This is a genomic window from Bacillus sp. GMs2/2, from assembly GCF_050172095.1.
In the GTDB taxonomy this organism is placed as follows: Bacteria; Bacillota; Bacilli; order Bacillales; family Bacillaceae_G; genus Bacillus_A; species Bacillus_A cereus.
Genome location: NZ_JBNLYE010000007.1, coordinates 33,369 through 56,361 on the forward strand (window position 1 = coordinate 33,369; position 22,993 = coordinate 56,361).

The window sequence follows — 22,993 nt, forward strand, 5'->3', positions numbered from 1 at the left end:
TTACTCTACTGGAAAAGGACAATTACAACTATCGGCAAACCTTACAGAAATCTTACATTATTGTCATATAACAAAATAAAACCAGGTCATATTGCGACCTGGTTTACTCTGATTGTTTTGATTTTTGAGGTTGTCCTTTTTTACTATTACGCTGTTTTACTTGAACAATGGGATCAAGTTCATTCGAAAACTCAGCGTTATGTCCATTTTGTGTTTTTTGCTCTGGGTTATTTTGATCTGAACGTTTCGCCATTACATTCACTCCTTATTAGTGCGGTGTAATAATCATTTGATGTTGCAATTGGCGAATTGCCATACGTGCTCTATTTAATTGCTCACGTTGCTCATCATTCGCATGTTGTTGCATCGTTTGTAAATCGTTATACGCTTGTTCTAATTGTAACTGTGCATCTGAATACTCCATCGTATTGTAATGCTCTTGTCTCATGCCTTGTTCTAATTGTTCTTTTGCATATTCCACCGCTTGTTCCGCTTGTGTAATATACGATTCAAGTGATTGACGCTCTGCCATAATTGTCCCTCCTTGCTTCAATTCCCCTTTAGTGTGTCCCTTCCATCTCTACCTTATGAGTATGTTATAATGGATTTTGTTTCATTTTGACTCGGCTTAGGAGGGAAAATAATGAAGGTTCAAAACCCTTTTCCATATACAAACGACAATAAACGTTATCATACATGGAATTACCATTTACGAAATGAATTTGGTGAAAAAATCTTTAAAGTTTCATTAGATGCTGGCTTCGATTGTCCAAACCGTGACGGTACAGTTGCTTACGGTGGCTGTACATTTTGTAGCGCTGCCGGATCTGGCGACTTCGCTGGTGATCGCCGCGATGATGTTATAACACAATATCATGAAATGAAAGAAAAAATGCGTTCAAAGTGGAAAGATGGCAAATGTATCGCTTATTTCCAAGCGTACACAAATACACATGCACCACTTGAAGTGTTAAAAGAAAAATTCGAACCGCTTCTAGCAGAAAAAGACGTTGTCGGTCTTTCTATCGCAACTCGTCCAGATTGTTTACCAGATGATGTTGTTGAATATTTAGCGGACTTAAATAAACGCACATACCTTTGGGTTGAACTCGGTTTACAAACTGTTCACGAACGAACTGCAAACCTTATTAATCGCGCTCACGATTATCCGTCTTACGTGGAAGGCGTAAATAAATTACGTAAGCACGGCATTAAAGTTTGCTCTCATATTATTAACGGTCTTCCACTTGAAGATTACGACATGATGATGGAAACAGCTCGTGAAGTAGCGAAACTTGACGTACAAGGAATTAAAATCCACTTACTTCACTTATTAAAAGGAACGCCAATGGTGAAGCAATATGAAAAAGGACAACTCGAATTCCTTTCTCTTGAGGATTACGTAAGTCTTGTTGTTGACCAACTTGAAATTATTCCAGAAGACGTAATTGTGCACCGTATCACAGGTGACGGCCCACCTGATTTAATGATTGGTCCAATGTGGAGCTTAAATAAATGGGAAGTATTAAATTCCATCGATGCAGAATTTGTACGCCGCGGAAGCTGGCAAGGAAAATATGCAAATGAGGAGAAACAACAATGAAATTAGAACGTGTATTACCGTTTGCTCGCACACTGCTGCAAACGGCTGTTAAAGAAGGCGACTACGCTGTAGATGCAACACTTGGAAATGGTCATGACACTTGCTTCCTAGCTGAAATTGTTGGGGATAGCGGAAAAGTATTTGGATTTGATATTCAAAAAGAAGCGATTGAAAGCTCAACAACTCGTCTAAAAGAAAAAGAACTTTTTGAACGTACTGTTTTAGTTCACGATAGTCACGATACACTTCTATCCGTACTACCAGAAGACGCAAAAGGAAAAGTAACAGGCGCTATCTTCAACTTAGGTTACCTTCCTGGCGGTGACAAGCATATCGTTACAAAACCGAACTCAACAATTTCGGCAATTGAACAATTACTAGAAGTAATGGCACCTGAAGGTATCATCGTCCTCGTCATTTACCACGGACACCCAGAAGGACAAGTAGAACGCGACGCTGTTCTCAAATTTGCAGAAGAACTAGACCAAAAACAAGCTCACGTACTGCGATATGGCTTCATTAACCAGCAAAATAACCCGCCATTTATTGTGGCGATTGAGAAACGATAAAGTGAAACTTTAATCAGTGGGGGGAATCCCCACTGATTATTAGTTGAACCAATCGGGCATTTATGGGCAGTTTATCTCCCAACTAACTTCTTTGCTCCAGCCCAATTTTAAGGTGGGAGTTTTACTGCCCGTTAATGCGGGGTAATATATCAACGATTTTTCAATTATATCTATCGTAACTCGGGATATATAAACGATTTTTTCGATATATCTATCATAACTTACAATATATCAACGATTTCTCGGATATATCGACGATTCAACAAAACATAACAAAAAAAGACGTGCATTCACTGCACGTCTTTTTTTATTCTCCTATATAATGGATATATACACTATTTAAAGAAAGAAGGATAGAACTTTGCTAGTAGAACTACGGGGAATTCAAAAGAAGTACGGCAAATCACTTATACTAGACAATATTGATTTATCCATTCCAGAAGGAGAAGCACTCGCCATTGTTGGCGGAAACGGGACGGGAAAAAGTACTCTACTCAAAATAATTGCAGGATTTGTTTCACCTACGGCAGGGGCACTTCAAAGAAAAGAACATATACAAATTGGCTATGTACCTGAACATTTTCCTGAAGGGATTCGTTTTACATTAGAGGATTATTTATATCATCTCGGCCACATTCACGGTTTATCAACCAAATATTTAAAAGATAAAATCCCGATGCTTCTTGAATCTTTTCATTTACAGCATGCAAGACATTCTGTTGTACGAAACTTTTCAAAAGGTATGAAACAAAAAACTAGTATTATGCAAGCATTACTTACAGACGTCCATTTATTAATTTTAGATGAACCGCTTTCTGGGCTCGATCCTAACTCTCAGCAAGAATTAGAACATATTTTACTCTCATTAAAACAACAAGGTATATCTATACTCTTCACATGTCACGAAAAACAACTATTAGAAAACTTCGCCGATAGAATTGTGACGTTAGCAAATCATACAATTGTAGAAAATACCTCTGCACAAAAAGTAGCGGAACAGGTCTATATTGAGGCAATCGTTCACGACACATTTTCAGCAATAGAACTAAAAAAGCAATCCGGTTTTATACACGTTGCACACAATGCAAATCCAAATCTTATTCAATTACAAATCGAAAAAGAATATACAAACGAAATACTTCAGTTTTTATTACATAAAAAAGCATCTATCACACTGCTACAACCTAACTTTTAAATCGAAAGAAGGTTTATTATGTTTGCGCTTATTCGTTACCATTTTCTCGACTATACAAAATCGTATAAGTATGTCCCTCCTATTGCGATGTACTTTGTGAGCTTGCTTTTTGTATATACATATAAACCGACTCCTATTGTACCGACATATTTAGAAACAGCTCTCGCGCTTTATTTATTATCTGCCTGGATTACGGTCACAATTTTTCATACTGAAGACCCTGTACAAGAACAAATTACTATTTCTCACACAAATAATATTTCCGCATTATACGTTGGTAAATATATTACAGCTCTTCTCATTTGTACTGTATTATCTTTTATATCCGTAATCTATCCAATTATTTTGCAAATGTTTAATGAAAAAATGACAGTTTCTTTATTTCTAGTCGGATTTCTCTCTCACATGTCTTTCTCTATACTAGGAATTTCAATCGCAACATTATTTACTAGAAATATGATTCAAAAAGCAGGCACTGCTTGGCTTAGCCTTACCTTTATATTGCTTATAACGATCGCATCTATCCGGTTTAAAAAAGAGTTATTATGGTTTTTACCACCTGTCGAAAGCTTTCTAATGCTTGGCCAATACAAATATAATATACTGACTCACACACTATGGCTCACAGCTTGGGCTATCGTATATTCATTTTTATTATTTACCTTATTTCTTTTTATCGTTCGCAAAAAACGTTTTTAATTACATATTAAAGGAGACGAGACAATGATCGGAATACTAGCAGGAATGGGGCCAAAATCAACCGGACCATTCGTCGATACAGTTGTAGCAGAATGCCAAACAATATACGGAGCAAAGCATGATATGGACTTTCCTCATATGATGATCTATTCGTGCCCAACACCGTTTTACATAGATCGCCCTATTGATCACGAAGCGATGAAAAAAGCGATTATTGAAGGAGCACAAAAACTTGAAAGTACTGGCGCAAGCTTTATCGCTATGCCGTGCAATACGGCACATCTTTATTTTAAAGAATTACAGCGTTCTCTTTCTATCCCGATTTTAAATATAGTTGACGAAACGTTAAAAGCAATTCCTGAAACTGCAAAAAGAGTCGCTCTTCTTGCAACGGAAGCGACAGTTCAAGCTGGTATTTATCAAGACGGGATTGCAAAGCGGAATATAGAATACATTCATTATGAAAAATGGCAAACGATGATTAATCAAATTATTACGTATATTAAAAGCGGAAAAGTTGAAGAAGCTCACAAATTATGGAGCGCACTCGTTGTGCAATTGAAGGATGAAGTAGATAACGCAATTATCGCATGTACTGATTTGAATGTTGTGGCTAGTGAGGATTTTGTTGATTCTTCTCAATGTCTTGCGAAAGCGGTTGTTAGGATGTACTTATCAAATATAAAGAGATCTTCATAAACATAAAAAACACTCCTTCTAAAATGTGTTTTCTGTTTAATAAAAATCCCACAAACTTTTAACTTTCTTCACAATTCTTTCAAAGTAATCACACTTAATCTCGCTATATTAAATACGTAGTTATTCATATAGGGAAGGTTAGGGGAACTGAAAGTATGAAAGTAAATCGTTCGCTTCATTACATTTTTTGGCGTTGGCATTTTTATGCTGGACTTTTTATTACGCCGCTTCTTATTACGTTGTCACTGAGCGGAATTGGGTATTTATTTCGGGAAGAGGTTGAAGATTTCATCTATAAAGATTTATATTTTGGGAAGAGCGCCCAAACAGAGTCTATTTCGATGTCTGATTCTATTTCCTTAACCGAGAAAAAATATCCACATTATAGTGTGGCGAAAATTAGTGAGTTTAATGGGGATTATAATACGAGACTTACGATTACAAATGAATATACAGGGCAACAAAAGTATGTGTATTTAGATAGCAATAATCAAATTGTCGGAGATCAAAACGCAAGTGAAACGTTTGCCAATATAATGCGGGAATTACATAGTTCTCTTTTAGTTGGTGGCACTGTCATCAACTATACTGTAGAACTTGCGGCGTGCTGGACAATCTTTTTAATTGTAACTGGTTTGTATATGAGTATACGACAGTTCAAAAACACACCAGCATCCAATAAGCGAGAAAAAGCAAAACGACGTCATTCTATTATCGGTATTATATTTACAATTCCACTCGTTCTGCTAGTCGCATCTGGATTGCCATGGTCAGGATTTATGGGTAACCAAATTTATAAAATTGCGTCGTCGAATGAATCGCTCGGATATCCGAAATTGTATATGGCGCCGCCTGAATCAAAGGTAAAAGAATTGCCATGGGCAACAAGAAAAGAAGCTCCTCCTGAATCGAATTCAAATGAACCGAAAGCTATTTCTGTCGATGAATTACAAAAAGGAATTGAAATAAAGAAGCCATACGTTATCTCACTACCAGCTGATCCGAAAGGTGTATTCACTGTTTCGAAATCGAGCGGTTCTGGTATTACAGGTATGCATGTTGCACCAAATGAAGAAATAACAGCTTACTTTGATCAATATAGCGGAAAGCTTATTTCCAAAACGGACTATCGTGATTATGGATTACTTGCACAATGGTTCACTTACGGCATCCCGCTTCATGAAGGACATTTATTTGGATGGCCAAATAAAATATTATGCTTACTAACGACATTATCTCTACTACTTCTTATTTATTACGGAGTAAAAATGTGGTTAGCAAGAAAGCCGAAAGGAAAATTAGCAGCACCTCCAAAACAAAGAGATAAGAAGAGCATAATCGTTTTCTTTATCATGATGGTTATACTAGGCGCTATCATGCCTTTATTCGGACTATCTGTATTAGTGATTTTTGCGATTGAACTTCTCATATATGTATTTTCAAAAATACAATCATAATGAAAAAAAAACCACTCTACATGAGTGGTTTTCTTCATCACTGCGCTGTTTTTTTTCGGTACATCTTCCCGTTCCAATAGAAGAATCGTGAAGTGAGGCCTCCGTACTTTACAATGCGCCGTGCCATTTTGTGCATATTCTTTTGTGCTGATACTTTTTGATCTGATAAATAAATACCAAGTAATCCTCGGCTTATAAGGCGATGAAACTTCGCATGAGGCAAATCACCAATGCTCTTCTCTGCTTCTTCTACAAAGTGTTTCATACGATCTAATATTGCTTGCTCGTTTTCATAATAACTACAGAAATTCAAATCCCCGCCGGCGCGGTCTTCTTCTTGATCAATGAAATAATCAAGTAAGATATGAAGTCCTTGTACGTAAGGGAAGTACCCTTGTCTAATTTTCGCAATATCTTCATCATGTAATTCATCATGAAATGCATATGCTACAAGACAGAAAATTCCAAGTGTAGAACCGGCACATGCTGAAAATTCAAACCAACTCATCTCAGGTAAGTTTTCTTTATGTGCTTCAAACCAATTTTTCAGGCGCGGCTCTCTTTCTTCTAATTTCACGTGTTTATGAATTTGCAAATCACAATAATAACAAGCAAGTTCATGAAGAACAGGAGCAATTTTGTCATAGTGCTTCGTTTTCTTTAAAACATCTTGGCATGTTTCAACAAGTTCATCTAAATAACCACCATCATCTTGATCATCACGATAGCGATAATAATTACCGCCACCTTCTACTTCAGGTGATAATGCCATTAACATCGATTCATGGAGTGCGGCAAAATCATTCGGATCAAGTGATGTACTGCGATCACATAAATTATCTAAGTAGTCGCTGATCGTTTGATACGCTACGATAAAACGAATACATTCTTCTCGGTGCTCATTTGCTAGCAGAGCTAAAATGCCACCGCCCTCACAATGAAACGTTTTATGCTCAATACTTGCGATTGCCTGACTATGAAGCTCATCATTCGGAATATGGTAGGCACGCTCTTTCCACATCGCTAGCTCATGGTGTACAACCGGAAACACATCACGGTATACTTTCGCCATGAGCGTTATGGGATTACTCGGTACGTTCACTTCTTCCTTCATCTCCTCTATTAAATGTACAAATAATGATTTATTTGTTTGTTTTTACTATATTATTGACATGCATTTCAGTAAATGACTGAATATAACTCAAAATTTCATCTCGCTCATACTCATTTAATAACTCGTGATAACAATTCGGCCATTCTTTAAAAGCCTTATCACTTATTTTAACATTATCAAACCAAGTGCGGACACGTGTTTTATCTACAAGTTTATCCTCACAAGCTTGCATTAGCAAGAGCGGAACATCTGGAAAATCATCTATTTTTTTATGAGCAATTTCGATAGACTTAATCAATTCACTATACCAACGTACTGATACTTTGCGCAAGAACAAAGAATCATTCTCCATTGCATCTCTCACTTCGTGGTTACGTGTTGACATTTCCACCGTAAGATTCGTTGCAAATTGCAATTTTGGAGCCACAACATTTAATATTTTTGAAGCAAGTTGAAGCGGAGCAGAGGGTCCAGTCACTACCCCTAAACAAGGCGAACTCAAAATAATGCCCTCTACATCTTCTCTCTTCGTTTCTTGCATCATACGAATGACAATAAGACCACCCATACTATGACCGAATAGAAAAATAGGTAACCTATACTTTCTTGCTTCTTTCACCCATAGTTTAACTTCCTCTATGTATTCATCAAATGAATCAATATGTCCTCTATTTCTTGAAGTCGTTCCATGTGACGGAAGATCCCCCATCACGACGTGGTAGCCGATATGATTCCACATTTCCGCAACGGCTTCGTAACGTCCGTGATATTCCATTGCGCCGTGCACAATAACAATGACAGCCTTTGCTTCCTCCGCTTCATAATTCCACATACGGCTCTCCTCCATTTCACTCTTTCTCATAATTTGATACACTAAAACTAGTCTCTAGGAAAGGAAGACTTTACATGATATATCCTTACAAAGAAAAAAAACCGAAAATTGCGAGTAGTGCTTTTATCGCTGACTATGTTACGATTACAGGCGACGTTTACGTTGGCGAGGAATCAAGTATTTGGTTTAATACGGTCATCCGTGGTGATGTGTCACCAACGATCATTGGAGACCGAGTAAATGTACAAGACCAATGTACACTCCACCAAAGCCCTCAGTATCCTCTTATCTTAGAAGATGATGTTACAGTTGGGCATCAAGTTATTTTACATAGTTGTCATATTAAAAAAGATGCTTTAATTGGAATGGGATCCATTATATTAGATGGTGCTGAAATTGGCGAAGGAGCTTTTATCGGCGCTGGAAGCCTCGTTTCACAAGGAAAGAAAATTCCACCAAACACGTTAGCTTTCGGTCGTCCCGCGAAAGTCATTCGTGAATTAACAGCAGAAGACCGTAAAGATATGGAGCGTATTCGCACGCAATACGTTGAAAAAGGTCAATATTATAAATCATTACAGAAGTAAATTTCCGCTGCCATACGATTGGCAGCTTTTTTTATATAAAATCTAACTTTTTCTTTACAAAACATTATTACTCCCTCAACAAAATCTTATTAAAATAAAAGCTAATATCTCCATATATATGTAAACGAGGGAGGAGAATTTTCATGAAGGTCAGTGGATTATATAAAATAGAATGTTACATTTTCAAAGGAATTAATCGCTACTTTGATCAAAAAACATTAAATATCTTTTTCAGCAATATTACTCATATCGGTGGCGCGACTTTCTCCATCGCACTCACACTTTTCTTTTTGATTTTCGCAAAGGGAACTTTGCATCAAGCTGCAATTGCAACTGCTATTTCTTTAGCAATTAGCCATATTCCTGTACAAATATTAAAAAGATGGTATCCACGAAAACGTCCTTATTTAACAATTCAGGATGCAAAATATCCAGTCCATCCATTAAAAGACCACTCTTTCCCGTCTGGTCATACAACAGCCGTTTTCTCTGTCTTCATTCCATTTATTTGCTATAATCCAAGCTTACTTGCTTTCCTATTACCGTTAGCATTATGCGTTGGTATTTCACGTATTTATTTAGGACTTCACTATCCGTCAGATGTATTCGTCGGTATGTGCCTTGGCACTTGCTCTGGCATCATCTCTTTTTATCAATTCATCCCACTTTTCACATAAAGGAGTGATATGATGAGAGTCGCCATTTTTACCGATACTTTTACGCCACAAGTTAACGGGGTTGCGAAAACGTTAGAGCGATTAACACGATATTTTCAGAAAGAACAGATCGCCTATTCTGTTTTCGCCCCTCAGCATACAGCTGAAGATAATTTTGTAGCGAATGTGAATAAGATGAGAAGTATCCCGTTAACAATATTATATCCAGAATGTCGTTTTTCTTTTCCTACTCCGCGCATTAAACGGGAACTACTTTCCTTTAAACCTGACATTATTCACATTGCCACACCTTTCAACATGGGACTTTGTGGATTGTATTATGCAAAAAAGTTAAACATCCCAGTTGTCGGTTCTTATCATACTGATTTCGATGCCTATTTACGTTATTACAAAATCGAATTCCTCTCCAATATGCTGTGGAACTATTTAAAATGGTTTCATAGTCATATGCAAAAAAATTTTGTACCCTCTCCTGAAACATTACATCAATTAAAACATAAAGGCTTTCAAGCCCTCTCTATTTGGGGACGTGGTGTAGATTGCAATCTCTTTCATCCATCTTACAATACAGACCTATTCCGAAAAAAATATAATATTACAGCGAAGTACGTCCTTTCCTATGTTGGACGGATTGCTCCTGAGAAAGATATTGATACGTTGCAAAATCTTATCGTTAAATCAGCACATACTCGAAGCGACATTCATTGGCTTATAGCAGGAGACGGTCCTCTAGCAACAAGTTTACGTGAAGCTGTTCCGAAAACAAATATCACTTTTACTGGCTATTTACAAAGTGCAGATTTAGCTGAAGCATATGCTTGTTCTAACATAATGGTATTTCCATCAGCTACTGAAACATTCGGAAATGTCGTACTTGAATCACTCGCATGCGGTACACCTGTTATTGGTGCAAATAGTGGCGGGGTTAAAAATATTATTACAGATGGAAAAACGGGAGTTCTTTGTCCGCCTAAAAATGAAGATGCATTTCTATCATCCATTTATTTTTTATTACAAAATGAAGAAAAACTTGAGCAGATGGGAATAGCAGCTTCATCTTTTGCGAAATCAAAGAGCTGGGATGAGATCTTTCGTGGCTTGCTTAACCAATATGAAGAAGTCCTTCAGCATAACGCATCAGAGTTGCTTGCTTAAATAGAAAAACTCCCTTCAAAAAAACGAAGGGAGTTTATTACATGGTCATAAATTTTAGTTTAATAAATGATACATAAGGTTAAGCATTGTTTTATTTCTATATTAATTATATCAAAAATAAACATAACTAAACAGACTTGTAATAAAAACCCATAAAAATTAATATATGGTTATACAGTATTTTAACTGTATAATGATTTTAAGAATTCCCCTTAAAATCAACTTACTCACATACCTTTATACAGCAATTGTTCCCCAATTCTGTATATCAAAAAAACCTTTCATTCATTTGAAAGGTCTTTTTGAGCCTGCCCATATTCTTCTTTCGTATTTACATTTATAAACCAATCCGCATTCGCTTGTACATCTTCTCCAGAAACATACTTCACATTACATTGTGATAAAAGCTGCCCCATACTTCTTTTTTCTTCCTGAAGTAAAGCATAAATCTTTTCTTTCACGCGGTTATGATACGCCGCAAGTAGCGGTTGTTTTCTTCCATTAATAATAGGTACAACCGCATCATATTCATTGTTCGTTTGCTCCAGTAAAATGGTAAACCATTCATGCGAAACATTTGGCGCATCGCAAGGCATAATAGCATACCAATCTGCTTCTATGTATTCCATACCTGATACAATGCCGGCAAGCGGTCCATTTCCTTTATAGTGCGGAATGTCTTCTATAACAGGTACTTGTACGAATTGCTCTACTCGCTCTTTTATATCAGTATGGCTAATTACTACAATGTCTTGCAAAGTATTTCCCATCACTTTCACAATATGCTCAACAAAAGTAGTTCCCTTCCAAATTGCTAACGCTTTCGGCTCACCGAATCTACTCGACATACCACCTGCTAATACAATTCCAGCATACTTACTCATTGGCGATGCAGCTCAAATGTAATATGACCTAATTCCGGTAAAATTAATTTATTCATCGCAAGGCGAACCGCTCCGCTAGACCCTGGCATCGAGAAGACTACTTTGCGCCCAATTGTACCACCAATCGCTCTACTTAACATTGCGCTGCTTCCGATATCTTCTAAATAACTAATCATACGGAACAGCTCACCAAATCCAACAATTTCTTTATCTAATAACGCTGATACTGCTTCAATTGTGACATCGCGTTTCGTAATACCAGTACCGCCATTTGTTAATATAACATCTACATCTTCCTTATGATAACCAGCTAACACTGCTTGCTGGATACTTTCTTTATCATCTTTTACAATTTCATAAGAAGTTACTTTATGTCCCGCTTCTTTTAACAATTCATGTAATAGTTGTCCGCTCTTATCTGTTTCTTCCGTACGTGTATCGGAAATCGTCACGATCTTGCAACGCACTTCTTTTGGAGCTTGTTTTTTATGTTCAGTTACACTCATTTTTTATCTTTCCTTTCTTAAAGACTTTTCTTCATTTTATCATACATACCTTTACACAATTATGTATGAAGCCAATCATGCGCCATGATACAATATAAGTATACTAACCCACAAAAAGGAAAGTGCACTTTCTTATACTCCTAGACTACACATCTTTAGCTACTCTTTATATTTTCTACATAATAGAATTCAATTTTAAAACTTGTACTAAAAAATAAATTGGAGGTCTACATAGTATGGAACTTTATAAAAAATTAACAACAACATTTATCCTCTTATTCATCGCTTCAATCACTGTCGGCTTTTCCTTAAAAGGCGCAATTCCATACGCTACATTAGTAAGCATTATATTTGCGACACTATTTTTACTAAGTAGTGCCTTTTGCGCAAGTAAAGCACGTCAAATGAAAGGTTGATTACATATGTTCAGAAAGAAATCAATCTTTTGTAAATCATGTAAAACAGAAATACAAACGTATGAAAAAGCGTGGATTCATATGCCCTTTCCGGCGAATGGCATGACGAATATGAAAAAGTATATTGAATTAGAAGGACAAATTTATTGTAGTTCGTGTGTTGAGATAATGAATAAAAACCAGTAAATACAAAAGGGGTGTTTACATTGTTTGAGTCCAACCGTATCCAGTTACGAAAGTTTTCCGAAGATGATATTCTAACATATTATAAATGGCATAATGATATAGACGTTATGAGTTCAACTACACTTACTCTTGATAAATATTCCTTTCAAGACACAGAAAAACTTTGCCAGCAATTTATTCATTCTTCGAACTCTAAGAGCTATATCATTGAAGAAAAAGCTACGCATCTTCCAATTGGCATTACTTCTTTAATTCATATTGATTCGTATAATCGAAACGCTGAATGCATTATTGATATTGGTAAAAAGGATTACTGGGGACAAGGTTATGGGCAGGAAGCTTTAACCCTATTATTGGATTATGCATTTTTAGAATTAAATTTACATCGCCTTTCTTTACGAGTATTTTCTTTTAACGATAGAGCAGTTAAATTATATAAATCACTTGGTTTTCAACATGAAGGAACTTGTAAAGAAGCTATATTCCGCAACGGCACTTGGCATGACATTGAACTCTTCGCTTTATTCCAACGTAATTATAAATAAAAAAAGCTTTGCGCTCACCGCGCAAAGCTTTTTTTCATATATTATAGACCAGCTTGCTCTTTTAAAGCTGCAGCTTTGTCTGTACGTTCCCATGATAGATCTACATCAGTACGTCCGAAGTGGCCGTAAGCTGCTGTTTGTTTGTAAATTGGGCGACGTAAGTCTAACATTTTAATAATACCAGCTGGGCGAAGATCGAAGTTGTTACGAACTAGTTCTACTAGTACGTCTTCAGATACTTTACCAGTGCCGAATGTATCAACTGAAATTGATACTGGTTGTGCTACACCGATTGCGTATGCAAGTTGTACTTCTGCTTTTTCAGCAAGACCAGCTGCTACGATGTTTTTCGCAACATAACGAGCTGCATATGCTGCAGAACGGTCAACTTTCGTTGCATCTTTACCAGAGAATGCACCGCCACCGTGGCGAGCGTATCCACCGTAAGTATCAACGATGATTTTACGTCCTGTTAAACCAGCATCACCTTGTGGTCCACCAATTACGAAGCGGCCAGTTGGATTAATGAAGAATTTCGTTTCTCCATCCATTAATTCTGCTGGTACTACAGCTTTAATTACGTGCTCTTTTAAATCGCGATCGATTTCTTCCCATGTAACATCTGGGTGATGTTGTGTAGAAATTACGATAGTATCAACACGTACTGGTTTACCATTTTCATCATACTCAACTGTAACTTGCGTTTTTCCATCCGGACGTAAGTATGATAATGTATCATCTTTACGTACTTCAGTTAAACGGCGAGCTAATTTGTGAGCAAGCGAGATTGGAAGTGGCATTAATTCTTGTGTTTCATTACATGCAAAACCAAACATTAAACCTTGGTCTCCTGCACCAATCGCCTCAATCTCAGCGTCAGTCATTTGACCTTCGCGTGCTTCTAGCGCTTGGTCAACACCCATAGCGATGTCAGCAGACTGCTCATCGATAGATGTTAAAACAGCACAAGTTTCTGCATCGAATCCGTATTTTGCGCGTGTGTAACCAATGCCTTGAATTGTTTCACGAACGATTTTCGGAATATCTACGTAAGTAGAAGTCGTAATTTCCCCCGCTACCAATACTAAACCAGTTGTTACAGTTGTTTCACAAGCTACACGTGCATTTGCGTCTTTTGATAAGATCGCATCTAAAATTGAATCAGAAATTTGGTCACAAATTTTATCTGGATGTCCTTCAGTTACAGACTCAGATGTGAACAGATGACGTTTTTTTGTCATGTGGTAAACCTCCCTACAGTAATTGTATATATTGTACGGAACTCATCCTTAATTTGCCACAAACTGCGACATACATTTATTCTCCCACACAAGCATACAGAAAAACCTTTCCTACTTTACATAGAGGAAAGGTTTAATTTGCTACTTGCATACTGCTTTTTGCCCTTCGCTCTTATCGTTCGAGACCTGTAGCCTCGCACAGGTTTTAGCACCTATTCACCTGCATTTATCAATACAAGTGAGGTTGCTGGGCTTCATCGGGCCTGTCCCTCCGCCAGCTCGGGATAAGAGAGTATCCGTCCCAACCTATACTAAAGAAATGATATTCATTTGTCAATTAATATTCACATTTTCCTGAAAGTTTTTCTCAATACGCCTGAAATGAAATATTAATAAGGAAATAATGCATTCACACAAACAAAAAGAAATAAATAGTATACATTATTTATATAATTGTGTTATACTCTTGTTGGGGATTACGAGAAATATTTCATTAAATGAAAAGGATGGTATATAAATATGAGTACTGTGAATGTCCAAATTGGTTTACACGAATTATTGAACGGAAGCAATGCACAGATTCAACTAAGTGTTCCGCAATTAGTGGAAAAAGTATTAATGCGAAATGAAGGGAAATTAACTTCTACTGGTGCCGTTTCTGCTTCAACAGGAAAATATACAGGACGTTCTCCTAAAGATAAATTTATTGTGAAAGAAGCATCGGTTGCTGACAAAATTGCTTGGGGAGCTGTGAACCAACCGATTTCTGAAGAACATTTTAATAAATTATATACTAAAGTTTTAGAATACTTAAAAGAAAAAGAAGAGTTATTCGTCTTCAAAGGATTTGCAGGCGCTGACCGCAATTACCGCCTACCAATTCAAGTTATTAACGAATATGCATGGCACAATTTATTTGTACATCAATTATTCATTCGTCCAACTGAAGAAGAATTAACGACTCATGAATCAGAGTTCACAATTGTTTCTGCACCGAATTTCAAAGCTGATCCAGCTGTTGACGGTACAAACTCTGAAGCATTCATTATGGTTTCATTCGAAAAACGCATCGTATTAATTGGTGGTACAGAATACGCTGGAGAAATGAAAAAATCAATCTTCTCTATTATGAACTTCTTATTACCTGAACAAGATATTCTTTCTATGCATTGTTCTGCAAACGTAGGTGAAGAAGGCGATGTAGCATTATTCTTCGGTTTATCTGGAACAGGTAAAACAACATTATCTGCTGATCCAAATCGTAAATTAATTGGTGATGATGAGCACGGTTGGTCTGATAACGGTGTATTCAATATTGAAGGCGGTTGCTACGCGAAATGTGTAAACCTTTCTCACGAGAAAGAACCACAAATTTTCGATGCAATCACATTTGGATCTGTTTTAGAAAACGTTATCATTAATGACCAAACGCGTATCGCAGACTATAACGATACTACTTTAACAGAAAATACTCGTGCTGCATACCCTATGCATGCGATCGACAATATCGTACTGCCAAGTGTTGCTGGACACCCAAATACAATCATTTTCTTAACTGCTGATGCATCTGGCGTCTTGCCTCCAATCAGTAAGTTATCAAAAGAACAAGCTATGTATCATTTCTTAAGTGGTTATACTAGTAAACTAGCAGGAACAGAGCGCGGTGTTACATCTCCGCAAGCAACATTCTCAACTTGCTTCGGTTCACCATTCTTACCACTTGATGCATCTCGCTATGCTGAAATGCTTGGTGAAAAAATTGAGAAACACGATGCGAAAGTATTCTTAGTAAACACTGGCTGGACTGGTGGCGAATACGGCGTTGGTAAACGTATGAACTTAGGTTACACTCGTGCAATGATTCAAGCTGCATTAAACGGTGAACTTGCGAAAACTGAAACAGCTAAACATGACATCTTTGGTCTTGAAGTTCCACTTCACGTACCAGGTGTACCTGACGAAGTGTTAATGCCTGAACAAACTTGGGCTGATAAAGCTGCTTACAAAGCAAAAGCAATCGAACTTGCAAACGAATTCAAAGCTAACTTCAAAAAGTTCGACAGCGTATCTGAAGACATTATTAACTTAGGCGGTCCAATCGCTTAAATTAAAACTTTCTGTTGAAATAACCCTTTACTCATATGAATAAGTGTCGTGTAACCGTAAAGTTTCGCGTACTCACCGACAAAACCCAATGCGGCTTAACGATTACACACACTTACATAAAAAAGAAGCTTACGTGAAAACGTAAGCTTCTTTCTATATCTTATATAAAGTGAAACGCTAATCTCTTCATCTGTGACCTTGATTATAAATATACATTATATCCCTACTCGCTACATCTCTCGGGTTTCACATCGTATGGTGCTAAAAAAGGCCCTGACCGCTTCTATCCGTGGCTGGATCATCTATTCCATCTAAAAAAAAGTCTTTTATCTTTTTTAGCTCTTTGTTAGTTCTTTCTCATCTTTCATGCTATAGTATCCTAAATTAACAACAATTAAGAAATAACCGCCCATAATTCCTACTGCAAATGCCCACATAACCATGTGGTGCTCAATTTCGTACATAATAATAGCACCCAAAATGGCAGCTGCAAAACGGTTAAACATACCGAGTGTCGGTGCTTTCGTCTTCTTTACAATACTATCTCCAAGCTTCTCAATTCGTCTCCCTAAAAGCCAAACGCAATACATACTTACAATAAGCCCAATTCCAGCACCTAGAAAATGAGCTGAAAACGGCGTTAACATCCAGCCTAGTAAAAGAAAACCTAGTAAATAATACGATTGAATTTTAAACGATCTTAATGACATACTAATCATGCTGTTCTCCTCTTCAGTAATTTTTATCTATCCAACAAAAAATTTCTTTCAAATTTATATTCCTTACATCCATTTCATTCAAATTAAAAACAACATAAACAGTATGTTTATGTTGTTTTTAATGTTTTTAGAAAATAATATTATACAAGATTTCAAACATCATATTCTCATATTTTGTGACGGTTTTTCAAACTTTTTTCGTCCATTTATGAAAAAAATGATATCAATCTATGAACATACGGATATGATGTAATAAGCACACAAATAAAGGGGGCGTCTAATGATTTATTTTTTAATGGCTCTCATTCACCTCATTATCCCTGCACTTATTGGACTTTCATTGTATTGGTACACGAAAAACCATAGCATTTTTTACGCTGTCCTCGGTGTTCTTCTTCCAGGTATTATTCTTATTACACTCTTCCGTATTCCATTTTTAAACTTAATTCCACTTATTACTGCTATCTTATTTCTCATCTTCTTACCAAAAATAAAAAAATAGGAAAGCAGATCATAGGTGATCTGTTTTCCTATTTTGATATAGGTTCCCCTGCAATAGAATGAACTTTTACTTTCTCCGATTTCACAAACCATAGACCGACAAAAATGATAATTCCACCGATGATTTGTTGAAACGATACATATTCATTTGCCCAGACAGCTGCAAATAGAACAGCTACAAGCGGCGTTATATACATATATACCATCGTATGTGACGCCCCAATTTTTTGAACACCAACATACCACATTACTAGACCAAATACTGTTACAAAGAAAATAGAATATAGTAAAGCAAATAGTGTCATTCCGTGAGTAATGTGAAATGGCATGACAAACACATGTGGACCACTTAACAATAATAGCGGAATCGCACCCACTAATGCAGACCATGCTGTAACACGTAATGCTGAATATTTTTTAATTAATGGTCCTGCTAAAACAGGATAAAGCCCCCAGCATATTGATGTAATAAGTCCAATTCCATTGCCATAAAAAGAACTAGTAAGCGAATGTCCTGCTACTAAAACTAATGCTGCACCAACAAAGGCAGTCATAGAACCGATTAACTTTCGAGAAGAAAACTTTTCTTGTTTCAAGAAAATCGCAAATGCAGTTGTAAAAATAGGTGAAATAGAAATGAGTAAAGAGGCATTTGTAGCAGATGTATATTTGACAGTTTCCATAAATAACGTTTGATACAGTACAATACCTACAATGCTAACGATAATTAATCTAGGTATATCCTTTCGCTCCATATAAACCGACTTTTCAATAAAAAAGGTAAGGAGTAACAGAAGCGGTGCCGCCACCATCATGCGAAGTGCAGTAAACTCAATTGCTGTAAATTCTAAAAGTCCATACTTCGCAATTGTATAGTTAATCCCCCAAATAATAACAACACTTAAAATTAACAACTCAATTCCCCATCTTCTCATGCGTATCCCCTCCGCAAAGAAGATTATACAGAAAATTCAATCACATGTACATTTCATTATGTGAAAAAATCTTTTTACTATTGAAACGTTTTGGTAAATGAAATTATATCAGCGATTTTCTGAATATATCGGCGCAACTCCATTTATATCAGCGATTTTTTCAATATATCGACTTATCAACAAAAATCGACAATAATAGCGACTTATAAAATAAAAAAGGTGATTCCAAAATACATTTTGGAATCACCTTTCCTTTACTATATTCGAACGTGTAACTTCATATTTGGATTATAAAACTGGCTTGGGCTCTTTAACTGAAAAGTTCCTCCACCTTCATGCCAATCAACAGTTAACTTATCATCCATAAATACAAGCTTTGTACGATCAGCGATAAAGTTCATTGTGCTTGATTCAATATCCACATCGCGCTCATCTTTCTCTGCTACAGCTACTAAATCGATAATTCCGCTCATAACACAACCGCAACCTTCATTATCGTAAAATAACTTTATATATTTCGCTTCACTTGGAATCGTATCCATAATCTTTTTATATGCTGCTTCTGTTACAGTAACGTACATATGTTAATCTTCATCCTCTCTTCTCTTATCATTCATATATTGTATCACCATTTTTCTTAAAAGTTATATACAGAAAATTAAGACTAATATACAATGTATGTGATAAAGTTTCAGTAATCGAGCTTTTATGAGTAGTTCATGCAGGAGAAAGGATGTTTACTATCCGTGTTCAAACTACAACGATATCCCATGTTATTAGGTCTATTTAGTAGTTTCTTCATTTGTAGCGGAATGCTATTACAGCATGTACTTCCCTATTCTCCTTCTATTAGCTGGATCCTAGGTTTTATTTGTTTCCTATCCGCTTCTTATTTTGCTACGAAGAATACAAACAACTCATAAAGCAAGAATCATCTTAAGGAGGATTATCAAACATGCCAGCCTTAAAAAAAATAGAGCAATCACTCGATCACTTATTCCAAATTGAAAAATACGGAAAAGATAGTGCCTTTAGTCGATTTATCCCAGCCGTATATGATCCTATCAAATTTCCTTGGCAACAATTTTTCGAAGCAAATTTTGTAGATTTATTTAACGGCCTTATGATGCACGGATCTGAAAATGTAAACAAAGTATTTTTAGCTGTATTCCCTACAGATGACGTTCTTGAAACATTCATTTCACAATCCACACCTGGTGATTTACTCTTTATGCACCATCCCCTTGTAATGGAATGTGGTGATCCGCTTGGAAGATCCGGTCGCGGTTTCATACCAATTCCTGAAAAATATTTGCAAGGAATAAAAGAAAAACAACTTTCTATATATACATGTCACGTACCAATGGATTTTCATCAAACGCATGGAACGAGTATTTCAATTGCAAAAGCATTAAACGCTACTGTAGTGGACGACTTTGCATATGGAGGTCCAGAACAAGAACCAATTGGCCTTATTTGTGAAATAGATGAAACATCAACAGAAGCACTCCAAAAACATCTAAAACAACTCTTCCAGATTCCTTACACAGACTTCGAAGGTAAACGACATGATTCCATCAAAAAAATCGCAATTATCGCTGGATGTGGCGATGTTGTATCTTTAATGAAGGAAGCAGAAGAAAAAGGTGCTGAAGCATATATTACAGGAGAAATCCATTGCCATATCGACAATGATTACGGCCGACATAAATACTCGCTCATTATGGATTATGTAAAAGAAACGAATATGTCTCTAATTGGTGTGTCACACTCTGCCTCTGAATATTTAGTGAAAGAGACATTGATGTATGATTGGTTTAAAGAAAATTTTGATGTGGATGTTATTTTGCTTCCCCAGGAGAAATGGTGGCTCTAACGCTATCATTTTTTAAATTTATATACACAATACAATCGATCACAGAAAAATAGAGAAATGTGAAAGCACCACCTGTACCAACGTAAATGCTTTCGTTGTGCCGGAAAACGAACCTACTGGTAGCACCGAGTTTACTGGCGCTACCAGTATTACAGCATGAATATATATTCTATTTTTCTAATCACTGACATATAGCAATTCATTTCATAAAAAAAAGACCCGAGATTCGGGTCAACAAATAGAAATATAAATGAACTACAACAAATAACAGACAAAGCCATTATATATTTTTCATAGTAAAACATCCATTATTTTCTTTTTACACTATCAATATATTATTTTTCGTTATCGTCCTCTTTTTTAGAACGTCTACCTAAGAAGAACACAAAAACATTACTTCCAAATAAGTGATGTTTTTTCTATTTAATGCAGTGGTAACATAACCTCAACCGTTGTTCCAACCCCAACTTCACTTTCAAAACTCATTTTACCATTGTGGTCTTTAATAATTTTTTCTGTAACTACTAAACCTAGACCAGTTCCTGTTTCTTTCGTTGTATAAAAGGCTTCATTTAACTTTGGAATTTTATCTTTTGGAATACCACATCCCTCATCTTTCACTTGAACGATGATTCCATCTTTTACAGTAACTTTAATCGTAATTGTTCCCCCAACTGACATTGCTTCAATTGCATTTTTGATTAAATTAAAAAAGACCTGTTTTAATCGTTTTTCATCACATGTAATGGACGGTAAGTCTTTACTGTAAATACCTTGTATGTGGACTCCTTGTTTTAAAGCAGGCTTTTCCATAACTCGAATAACATAAGAGATAATTTCTTGTATGTTATGAGTTTCTGATTCTAGTGATTTAGATTTCTCAAATCCACTAAGTTCTGTAGCAATTATATGAATCCGATCTACTTCTTGTTTCATAATATCACTATAAATTTTATCCTCTGGATGCTTGTCGGCTTGTTTATTCACAAGTTTTTTTAAGTTTGCTAAAGGTCTTCTAATCTTATAACCAATAACCGTTGCCATTTTTCCAACAGCTGCTAGTTTTTCTGTCTGTTTTATTTCTTTGTCCATCATCTCAAGCGTACGAACGTAAGACTGAACCCTCAAAAATATAATCCAACATATAATAGTAAATACACTATATAATGCCATTGGGATTAAAACGAGAGAAGATTGAATAATGATTCCTGTAAGAGCGTACTTCCCGACAAGTATCGCTGGAACTAACCAGAAATATCTTTTGTTCACAAAGATTGGTGCGAACAAAATAAAAAATACTTCTACTATATTTCCACCGTCAAATTCCGCATCGCTACCATAATAAATCATAATGTTATGGATACAATCTAATACATTATAGCCAATTAGAATAATATACTTTACCACAAAAACATTCTTCCATTTCATAAAGTATATTCCAATGCAAAACAATACTACCGTCAAAAGGTAAAGCCATAAACCTAAACCATCTTCAAACTTTCCTACGCCTTCTTGCTCTCCCGCGATTAAAGGTACGATAAATTCATAGGCAAGATCATACACAAAAAATATAATAAAAAATAAACTTAAAAATACTTTCAATGCCTTTATTTCTTCATTTTTAAATATATAGCCTTTATTCATATGGTAACTCCTAGCTTTTCTTCCACTTGGATTTCAGTATTTCCACACTTCCTTGGGAGAATGATGTCTATTCTCGTTCCAGTATCTCTTTCACTTGAAATATGCAGCTCACCAAAGTGCTCGGCGACAATTCGATTCGCTACCGTAAGTCCCAGACCAATTTTATCTTGTTTCGTTGTATAAAAGGCTTCTGTAACACGGGTTAAGTTTTCTTGCTTAATACCATGACCATTATCGATTACGCTGATTATTACATATTCTTTCCCTTTATTCTCTAATTGTAAATGTAATATGCCACCTTGTTCCATTGCCTCTAAAGCATTTTTTATCGTATATAAAAAGACTCCTCTTATTTTTCGTTCATCACATTCAACTTCTATTGTTTTTTCTTCCACATTAGAAATAAACTGCACGTTTAATTCATTCATTTTTCCGCGAAGACTTGTTATTACTTGTAATACAATTTTTCCTACATCATGTTTCTTATAAATAGAAGGTTTGCATGTAGCAACTTCCATCAACTCACTTATCATATTATTCATATTTTCTATTTCAAAAATCATACGTTTATAAATAGGATCCTCTTCATGCTTCTCTCGTTGTAATTGCGTAAATCCTTTTAATGAAGCCAGTGGATTTTTAATTTCATGTCCAACAGTCGCTGCCATTTTTCCGATTACTGCTAATTTTTGTGATTCACTAGCAATCGCAATACTTTCCTTTACGGCTGAAAGATATTGTAAAAATCGATTTAAAATGATATATGCAACTATTAACATAAGTGTACACATAATAAGGAACATAAATGCTTTTATTTCCTCTAATACAAATAAATAAATTAAATATT

At 36.0% G+C, this 22,993-nt stretch carries 27 protein-coding genes and 1 riboswitch; of the genes, 15 read left to right on the forward strand and 12 right to left on the reverse strand.

Features of this window, described 5'->3' with window-relative positions; translation table 11 throughout:
• Positions 1-103 precede the first annotated feature (103 nt).
• On the reverse strand, positions 104-253 hold the full coding sequence (locus tag ACQGS6_RS02510; protein ID WP_001129340.1) for a hypothetical protein: 150 nt from the start codon (positions 251-253) through the stop codon (positions 104-106).
• Positions 254-268: 15 nt separating this feature from the next.
• Positions 269-532 carry a YtzC family protein gene (locus ACQGS6_RS02515; RefSeq protein ID WP_000840871.1) on the reverse strand — a complete coding sequence of 88 codons (264 nt, stop codon included), beginning with the start codon at positions 530-532 and terminating at the stop codon, positions 269-271.
• A 111-nt stretch (positions 533-643) separates the two neighbouring features.
• On the opposite strand from ACQGS6_RS02515, the gene ACQGS6_RS02520 reads away from it, so the two are divergent.
• From ACQGS6_RS02520 to ACQGS6_RS02545, 6 genes are all read left to right on the forward strand, one after another.
• Positions 644-1,603 (forward strand): TIGR01212 family radical SAM protein, encoded by a 960-nt coding sequence (locus ACQGS6_RS02520; RefSeq protein WP_000868030.1) that lies wholly within the window; start codon positions 644-646, stop codon positions 1,601-1,603.
• Complete coding sequence (locus tag ACQGS6_RS02525; RefSeq protein ID WP_000764497.1) at positions 1,600-2,172, forward strand: class I SAM-dependent methyltransferase; 573 nt, start codon at positions 1,600-1,602, stop codon at positions 2,170-2,172. The genes ACQGS6_RS02520 and ACQGS6_RS02525 overlap by 4 nt, the downstream gene beginning before the upstream one ends.
• Positions 2,173-2,533: 361 nt before the next feature.
• Positions 2,534-3,367: an ABC transporter ATP-binding protein gene (locus ACQGS6_RS02530; protein WP_000959741.1), complete on the forward strand. Its 834-nt coding sequence runs from the start codon at positions 2,534-2,536 to the stop codon at positions 3,365-3,367.
• An 18-nt stretch (positions 3,368-3,385) separates the two neighbouring features.
• Positions 3,386-4,066 (forward strand): hypothetical protein, encoded by a 681-nt coding sequence (locus ACQGS6_RS02535; RefSeq protein WP_000457774.1) that lies wholly within the window; start codon positions 3,386-3,388, stop codon positions 4,064-4,066.
• A 24-nt stretch (positions 4,067-4,090) separates the two neighbouring features.
• Positions 4,091-4,765, forward strand: a complete 675-nt coding sequence (locus tag ACQGS6_RS02540; RefSeq protein ID WP_016118763.1) for an aspartate/glutamate racemase family protein — start codon at positions 4,091-4,093, stop codon at positions 4,763-4,765.
• Positions 4,766-4,920: 155 nt separating this feature from the next.
• A complete protein-coding gene (locus tag ACQGS6_RS02545) occupies positions 4,921-6,222 on the forward strand; it encodes a PepSY-associated TM helix domain-containing protein (RefSeq protein ID WP_074625286.1) in 1,302 nt (433 codons plus the stop codon).
• Positions 6,223-6,259: 37 nt separating this feature from the next.
• Here ACQGS6_RS02545 and ACQGS6_RS02550 read toward each other — a convergent pair whose 3' ends face one another.
• Positions 6,260-7,324, reverse strand: coding sequence for a tetraprenyl-beta-curcumene synthase family protein (locus ACQGS6_RS02550; protein WP_001102460.1), 1,065 nt, complete (start codon positions 7,322-7,324; stop codon positions 6,260-6,262).
• Positions 7,325-7,364: 40 nt separating this feature from the next.
• Positions 7,365-8,168 carry an alpha/beta hydrolase gene (locus ACQGS6_RS02555; RefSeq protein WP_044307041.1) on the reverse strand — a complete coding sequence of 268 codons (804 nt, stop codon included), beginning with the start codon at positions 8,166-8,168 and terminating at the stop codon, positions 7,365-7,367.
• Between the two features lie 74 nt (positions 8,169-8,242).
• Between ACQGS6_RS02555 and ACQGS6_RS02560 the strand changes: the two genes are divergently transcribed.
• From ACQGS6_RS02560 to ACQGS6_RS02570, 3 genes are all read left to right on the forward strand, one after another.
• The gene (locus tag ACQGS6_RS02560) at positions 8,243-8,755 is read left to right on the forward strand and encodes a gamma carbonic anhydrase family protein (protein ID WP_000640188.1); all 513 of its coding nucleotides are present in this window, start codon (positions 8,243-8,245) and stop codon (positions 8,753-8,755) included.
• Positions 8,756-8,898: 143 nt separating this feature from the next.
• Positions 8,899-9,432: a phosphatase PAP2 family protein gene (locus ACQGS6_RS02565; protein WP_000868582.1), complete on the forward strand. Its 534-nt coding sequence runs from the start codon at positions 8,899-8,901 to the stop codon at positions 9,430-9,432.
• 12 nt (positions 9,433-9,444) lie between these two features.
• Positions 9,445-10,587 (forward strand): glycosyltransferase family 4 protein, encoded by a 1,143-nt coding sequence (locus ACQGS6_RS02570; protein WP_001261646.1) that lies wholly within the window; start codon positions 9,445-9,447, stop codon positions 10,585-10,587.
• Between the two features lie 281 nt (positions 10,588-10,868).
• Here ACQGS6_RS02570 and ACQGS6_RS02575 read toward each other — a convergent pair whose 3' ends face one another.
• Together ACQGS6_RS02575 and ACQGS6_RS02580 are read right to left on the reverse strand one after the other, a co-directional pair.
• The gene (locus tag ACQGS6_RS02575) at positions 10,869-11,471 is read right to left on the reverse strand and encodes a molybdenum cofactor guanylyltransferase (protein ID WP_000049595.1); all 603 of its coding nucleotides are present in this window, start codon (positions 11,469-11,471) and stop codon (positions 10,869-10,871) included.
• Positions 11,468-11,977, reverse strand: coding sequence for a MogA/MoaB family molybdenum cofactor biosynthesis protein (locus tag ACQGS6_RS02580; RefSeq protein WP_000117123.1), 510 nt, complete (start codon positions 11,975-11,977; stop codon positions 11,468-11,470). Before ACQGS6_RS02580 ends, ACQGS6_RS02575 begins: the two co-directional genes overlap by 4 nt.
• Before the next feature lie 236 nt (positions 11,978-12,213).
• Between ACQGS6_RS02580 and ACQGS6_RS02585 the strand changes: the two genes are divergently transcribed.
• Genes ACQGS6_RS02585 through ACQGS6_RS02595 form a run of 3 tightly spaced genes read left to right on the forward strand, consistent with a single transcriptional unit; the run spans position 12,214 to position 13,124 of the window.
• Entirely contained in the window at positions 12,214-12,393 is a 180-nt protein-coding gene (locus ACQGS6_RS02585; protein ID WP_000424800.1) for a hypothetical protein, read from the forward strand.
• Between the two features lie 6 nt (positions 12,394-12,399).
• Positions 12,400-12,579 carry a hypothetical protein gene (locus ACQGS6_RS02590; protein WP_000488709.1) on the forward strand — a complete coding sequence of 60 codons (180 nt, stop codon included), beginning with the start codon at positions 12,400-12,402 and terminating at the stop codon, positions 12,577-12,579.
• A 20-nt stretch (positions 12,580-12,599) separates the two neighbouring features.
• Complete coding sequence (locus tag ACQGS6_RS02595) at positions 12,600-13,124, forward strand: GNAT family N-acetyltransferase (protein WP_000464119.1); 525 nt, start codon at positions 12,600-12,602, stop codon at positions 13,122-13,124.
• Positions 13,125-13,165: 41 nt separating this feature from the next.
• Here ACQGS6_RS02595 and metK read toward each other — a convergent pair whose 3' ends face one another.
• Positions 13,166-14,365 carry a methionine adenosyltransferase gene (gene metK, locus ACQGS6_RS02600; RefSeq protein WP_000163123.1) on the reverse strand — a complete coding sequence of 400 codons (1,200 nt, stop codon included), beginning with the start codon at positions 14,363-14,365 and terminating at the stop codon, positions 13,166-13,168.
• Positions 14,366-14,534: 169 nt separating this feature from the next.
• Positions 14,535-14,656, reverse strand: a riboswitch (SAM riboswitch).
• A gap of 228 nt (positions 14,657-14,884) precedes the next feature.
• On the opposite strand from metK, the gene pckA reads away from it, so the two are divergent.
• Entirely contained in the window at positions 14,885-16,471 is a 1,587-nt protein-coding gene (gene pckA / locus ACQGS6_RS02605; protein WP_000108802.1) for a phosphoenolpyruvate carboxykinase (ATP), read from the forward strand.
• 335 nt (positions 16,472-16,806) lie between these two features.
• On the opposite strand, the gene ACQGS6_RS02610 is transcribed toward pckA, so the two are convergent.
• Positions 16,807-17,190, reverse strand: coding sequence for an ATP synthase subunit I (locus ACQGS6_RS02610; protein ID WP_048656097.1), 384 nt, complete (start codon positions 17,188-17,190; stop codon positions 16,807-16,809).
• A gap of 280 nt (positions 17,191-17,470) precedes the next feature.
• Here ACQGS6_RS02610 and ACQGS6_RS02615 point away from each other — a divergent pair, with 280 nt between their 5' ends.
• The gene (locus ACQGS6_RS02615) at positions 17,471-17,692 is read left to right on the forward strand and encodes a hypothetical protein (RefSeq protein WP_000639042.1); all 222 of its coding nucleotides are present in this window, start codon (positions 17,471-17,473) and stop codon (positions 17,690-17,692) included.
• 28 nt (positions 17,693-17,720) lie between these two features.
• Here ACQGS6_RS02615 and ACQGS6_RS02620 read toward each other — a convergent pair whose 3' ends face one another.
• Together ACQGS6_RS02620 and ACQGS6_RS02625 are read right to left on the reverse strand one after the other, a co-directional pair.
• Positions 17,721-18,626, reverse strand: coding sequence for a DMT family transporter (locus tag ACQGS6_RS02620; protein WP_426964866.1), 906 nt, complete (start codon positions 18,624-18,626; stop codon positions 17,721-17,723).
• Positions 18,627-18,883: 257 nt separating this feature from the next.
• Positions 18,884-19,207 (reverse strand): iron-sulfur cluster biosynthesis family protein, encoded by a 324-nt coding sequence (locus tag ACQGS6_RS02625; RefSeq protein ID WP_000289569.1) that lies wholly within the window; start codon positions 19,205-19,207, stop codon positions 18,884-18,886.
• Between the two features lie 374 nt (positions 19,208-19,581).
• Here ACQGS6_RS02625 and ACQGS6_RS02630 point away from each other — a divergent pair, with 374 nt between their 5' ends.
• The gene (locus ACQGS6_RS02630; RefSeq protein ID WP_001111121.1) at positions 19,582-20,502 is read left to right on the forward strand and encodes a Nif3-like dinuclear metal center hexameric protein; all 921 of its coding nucleotides are present in this window, start codon (positions 19,582-19,584) and stop codon (positions 20,500-20,502) included.
• Between the two features lie 423 nt (positions 20,503-20,925).
• On the opposite strand, the gene ACQGS6_RS02635 is transcribed toward ACQGS6_RS02630, so the two are convergent.
• Together ACQGS6_RS02635 and ACQGS6_RS02640 are read right to left on the reverse strand one after the other, a co-directional pair.
• Positions 20,926-22,146, reverse strand: coding sequence for an ATP-binding protein (locus ACQGS6_RS02635; RefSeq protein ID WP_001032638.1), 1,221 nt, complete (start codon positions 22,144-22,146; stop codon positions 20,926-20,928).
• Positions 22,143-22,993 (reverse strand): ATP-binding protein (locus ACQGS6_RS02640; RefSeq protein ID WP_426964867.1); only part of this gene is annotated, 851 nt, incomplete at its 5' end. The genes ACQGS6_RS02640 and ACQGS6_RS02635, both read right to left, overlap by 4 nt.

Excerpts from the sequence above, each read along its gene's own strand:
- ACQGS6_RS02510 (WP_001129340.1), bottom strand. The coding sequence starts at position 253 with ATGGCGAAACGTTCAGATCAAAATAACCCAGAGCAAAAAACACAAAAT.
- ACQGS6_RS02525 (WP_000764497.1), top strand. The coding sequence starts at position 1,600 with ATGAAATTAGAACGTGTATTACCGTTTGCTCGCACACTGCTGCAAACG.
- ACQGS6_RS02535 (WP_000457774.1), top strand. The coding sequence starts at position 3,386 with ATGTTTGCGCTTATTCGTTACCATTTTCTCGACTATACAAAATCGTAT.
- metK (WP_000163123.1), bottom strand. The coding sequence starts at position 14,365 with ATGACAAAAAAACGTCATCTGTTCACATCTGAGTCTGTAACTGAAGGA.
- ACQGS6_RS02635 (WP_001032638.1), bottom strand. The coding sequence starts at position 22,146 with ATGAATAAAGGCTATATATTTAAAAATGAAGAAATAAAGGCATTGAAA.
- ACQGS6_RS02555 (WP_044307041.1), bottom strand. The coding sequence starts at position 8,168 with ATGTGGAATTATGAAGCGGAGGAAGCAAAGGCTGTCATTGTTATTGTG.
- ACQGS6_RS02515 (WP_000840871.1), bottom strand. The coding sequence starts at position 532 with ATGGCAGAGCGTCAATCACTTGAATCGTATATTACACAAGCGGAACAA.
- ACQGS6_RS02560 (WP_000640188.1), top strand. The coding sequence starts at position 8,243 with ATGATATATCCTTACAAAGAAAAAAAACCGAAAATTGCGAGTAGTGCT.
- pckA (WP_000108802.1), top strand. The coding sequence starts at position 14,885 with ATGAGTACTGTGAATGTCCAAATTGGTTTACACGAATTATTGAACGGA.
- ACQGS6_RS02545 (WP_074625286.1), top strand. The coding sequence starts at position 4,921 with ATGAAAGTAAATCGTTCGCTTCATTACATTTTTTGGCGTTGGCATTTT.
- ACQGS6_RS02615 (WP_000639042.1), top strand. The coding sequence starts at position 17,471 with ATGATTTATTTTTTAATGGCTCTCATTCACCTCATTATCCCTGCACTT.
- ACQGS6_RS02575 (WP_000049595.1), bottom strand. The coding sequence starts at position 11,471 with ATGAGTAAGTATGCTGGAATTGTATTAGCAGGTGGTATGTCGAGTAGA.
- ACQGS6_RS02585 (WP_000424800.1), top strand. The coding sequence starts at position 12,214 with ATGGAACTTTATAAAAAATTAACAACAACATTTATCCTCTTATTCATC.
- ACQGS6_RS02520 (WP_000868030.1), top strand. The coding sequence starts at position 644 with ATGAAGGTTCAAAACCCTTTTCCATATACAAACGACAATAAACGTTAT.
- ACQGS6_RS02565 (WP_000868582.1), top strand. The coding sequence starts at position 8,899 with ATGAAGGTCAGTGGATTATATAAAATAGAATGTTACATTTTCAAAGGA.
- ACQGS6_RS02580 (WP_000117123.1), bottom strand. The coding sequence starts at position 11,977 with ATGAGTGTAACTGAACATAAAAAACAAGCTCCAAAAGAAGTGCGTTGC.
- ACQGS6_RS02590 (WP_000488709.1), top strand. The coding sequence starts at position 12,400 with ATGTTCAGAAAGAAATCAATCTTTTGTAAATCATGTAAAACAGAAATA.
- ACQGS6_RS02610 (WP_048656097.1), bottom strand. The coding sequence starts at position 17,190 with ATGATTAGTATGTCATTAAGATCGTTTAAAATTCAATCGTATTATTTA.
- ACQGS6_RS02625 (WP_000289569.1), bottom strand. The coding sequence starts at position 19,207 with ATGTACGTTACTGTAACAGAAGCAGCATATAAAAAGATTATGGATACG.
- ACQGS6_RS02540 (WP_016118763.1), top strand. The coding sequence starts at position 4,091 with ATGATCGGAATACTAGCAGGAATGGGGCCAAAATCAACCGGACCATTC.
- ACQGS6_RS02620 (WP_426964866.1), bottom strand. The coding sequence starts at position 18,626 with ATGAGAAGATGGGGAATTGAGTTGTTAATTTTAAGTGTTGTTATTATT.
- ACQGS6_RS02570 (WP_001261646.1), top strand. The coding sequence starts at position 9,445 with ATGAGAGTCGCCATTTTTACCGATACTTTTACGCCACAAGTTAACGGG.
- ACQGS6_RS02630 (WP_001111121.1), top strand. The coding sequence starts at position 19,582 with ATGCCAGCCTTAAAAAAAATAGAGCAATCACTCGATCACTTATTCCAA.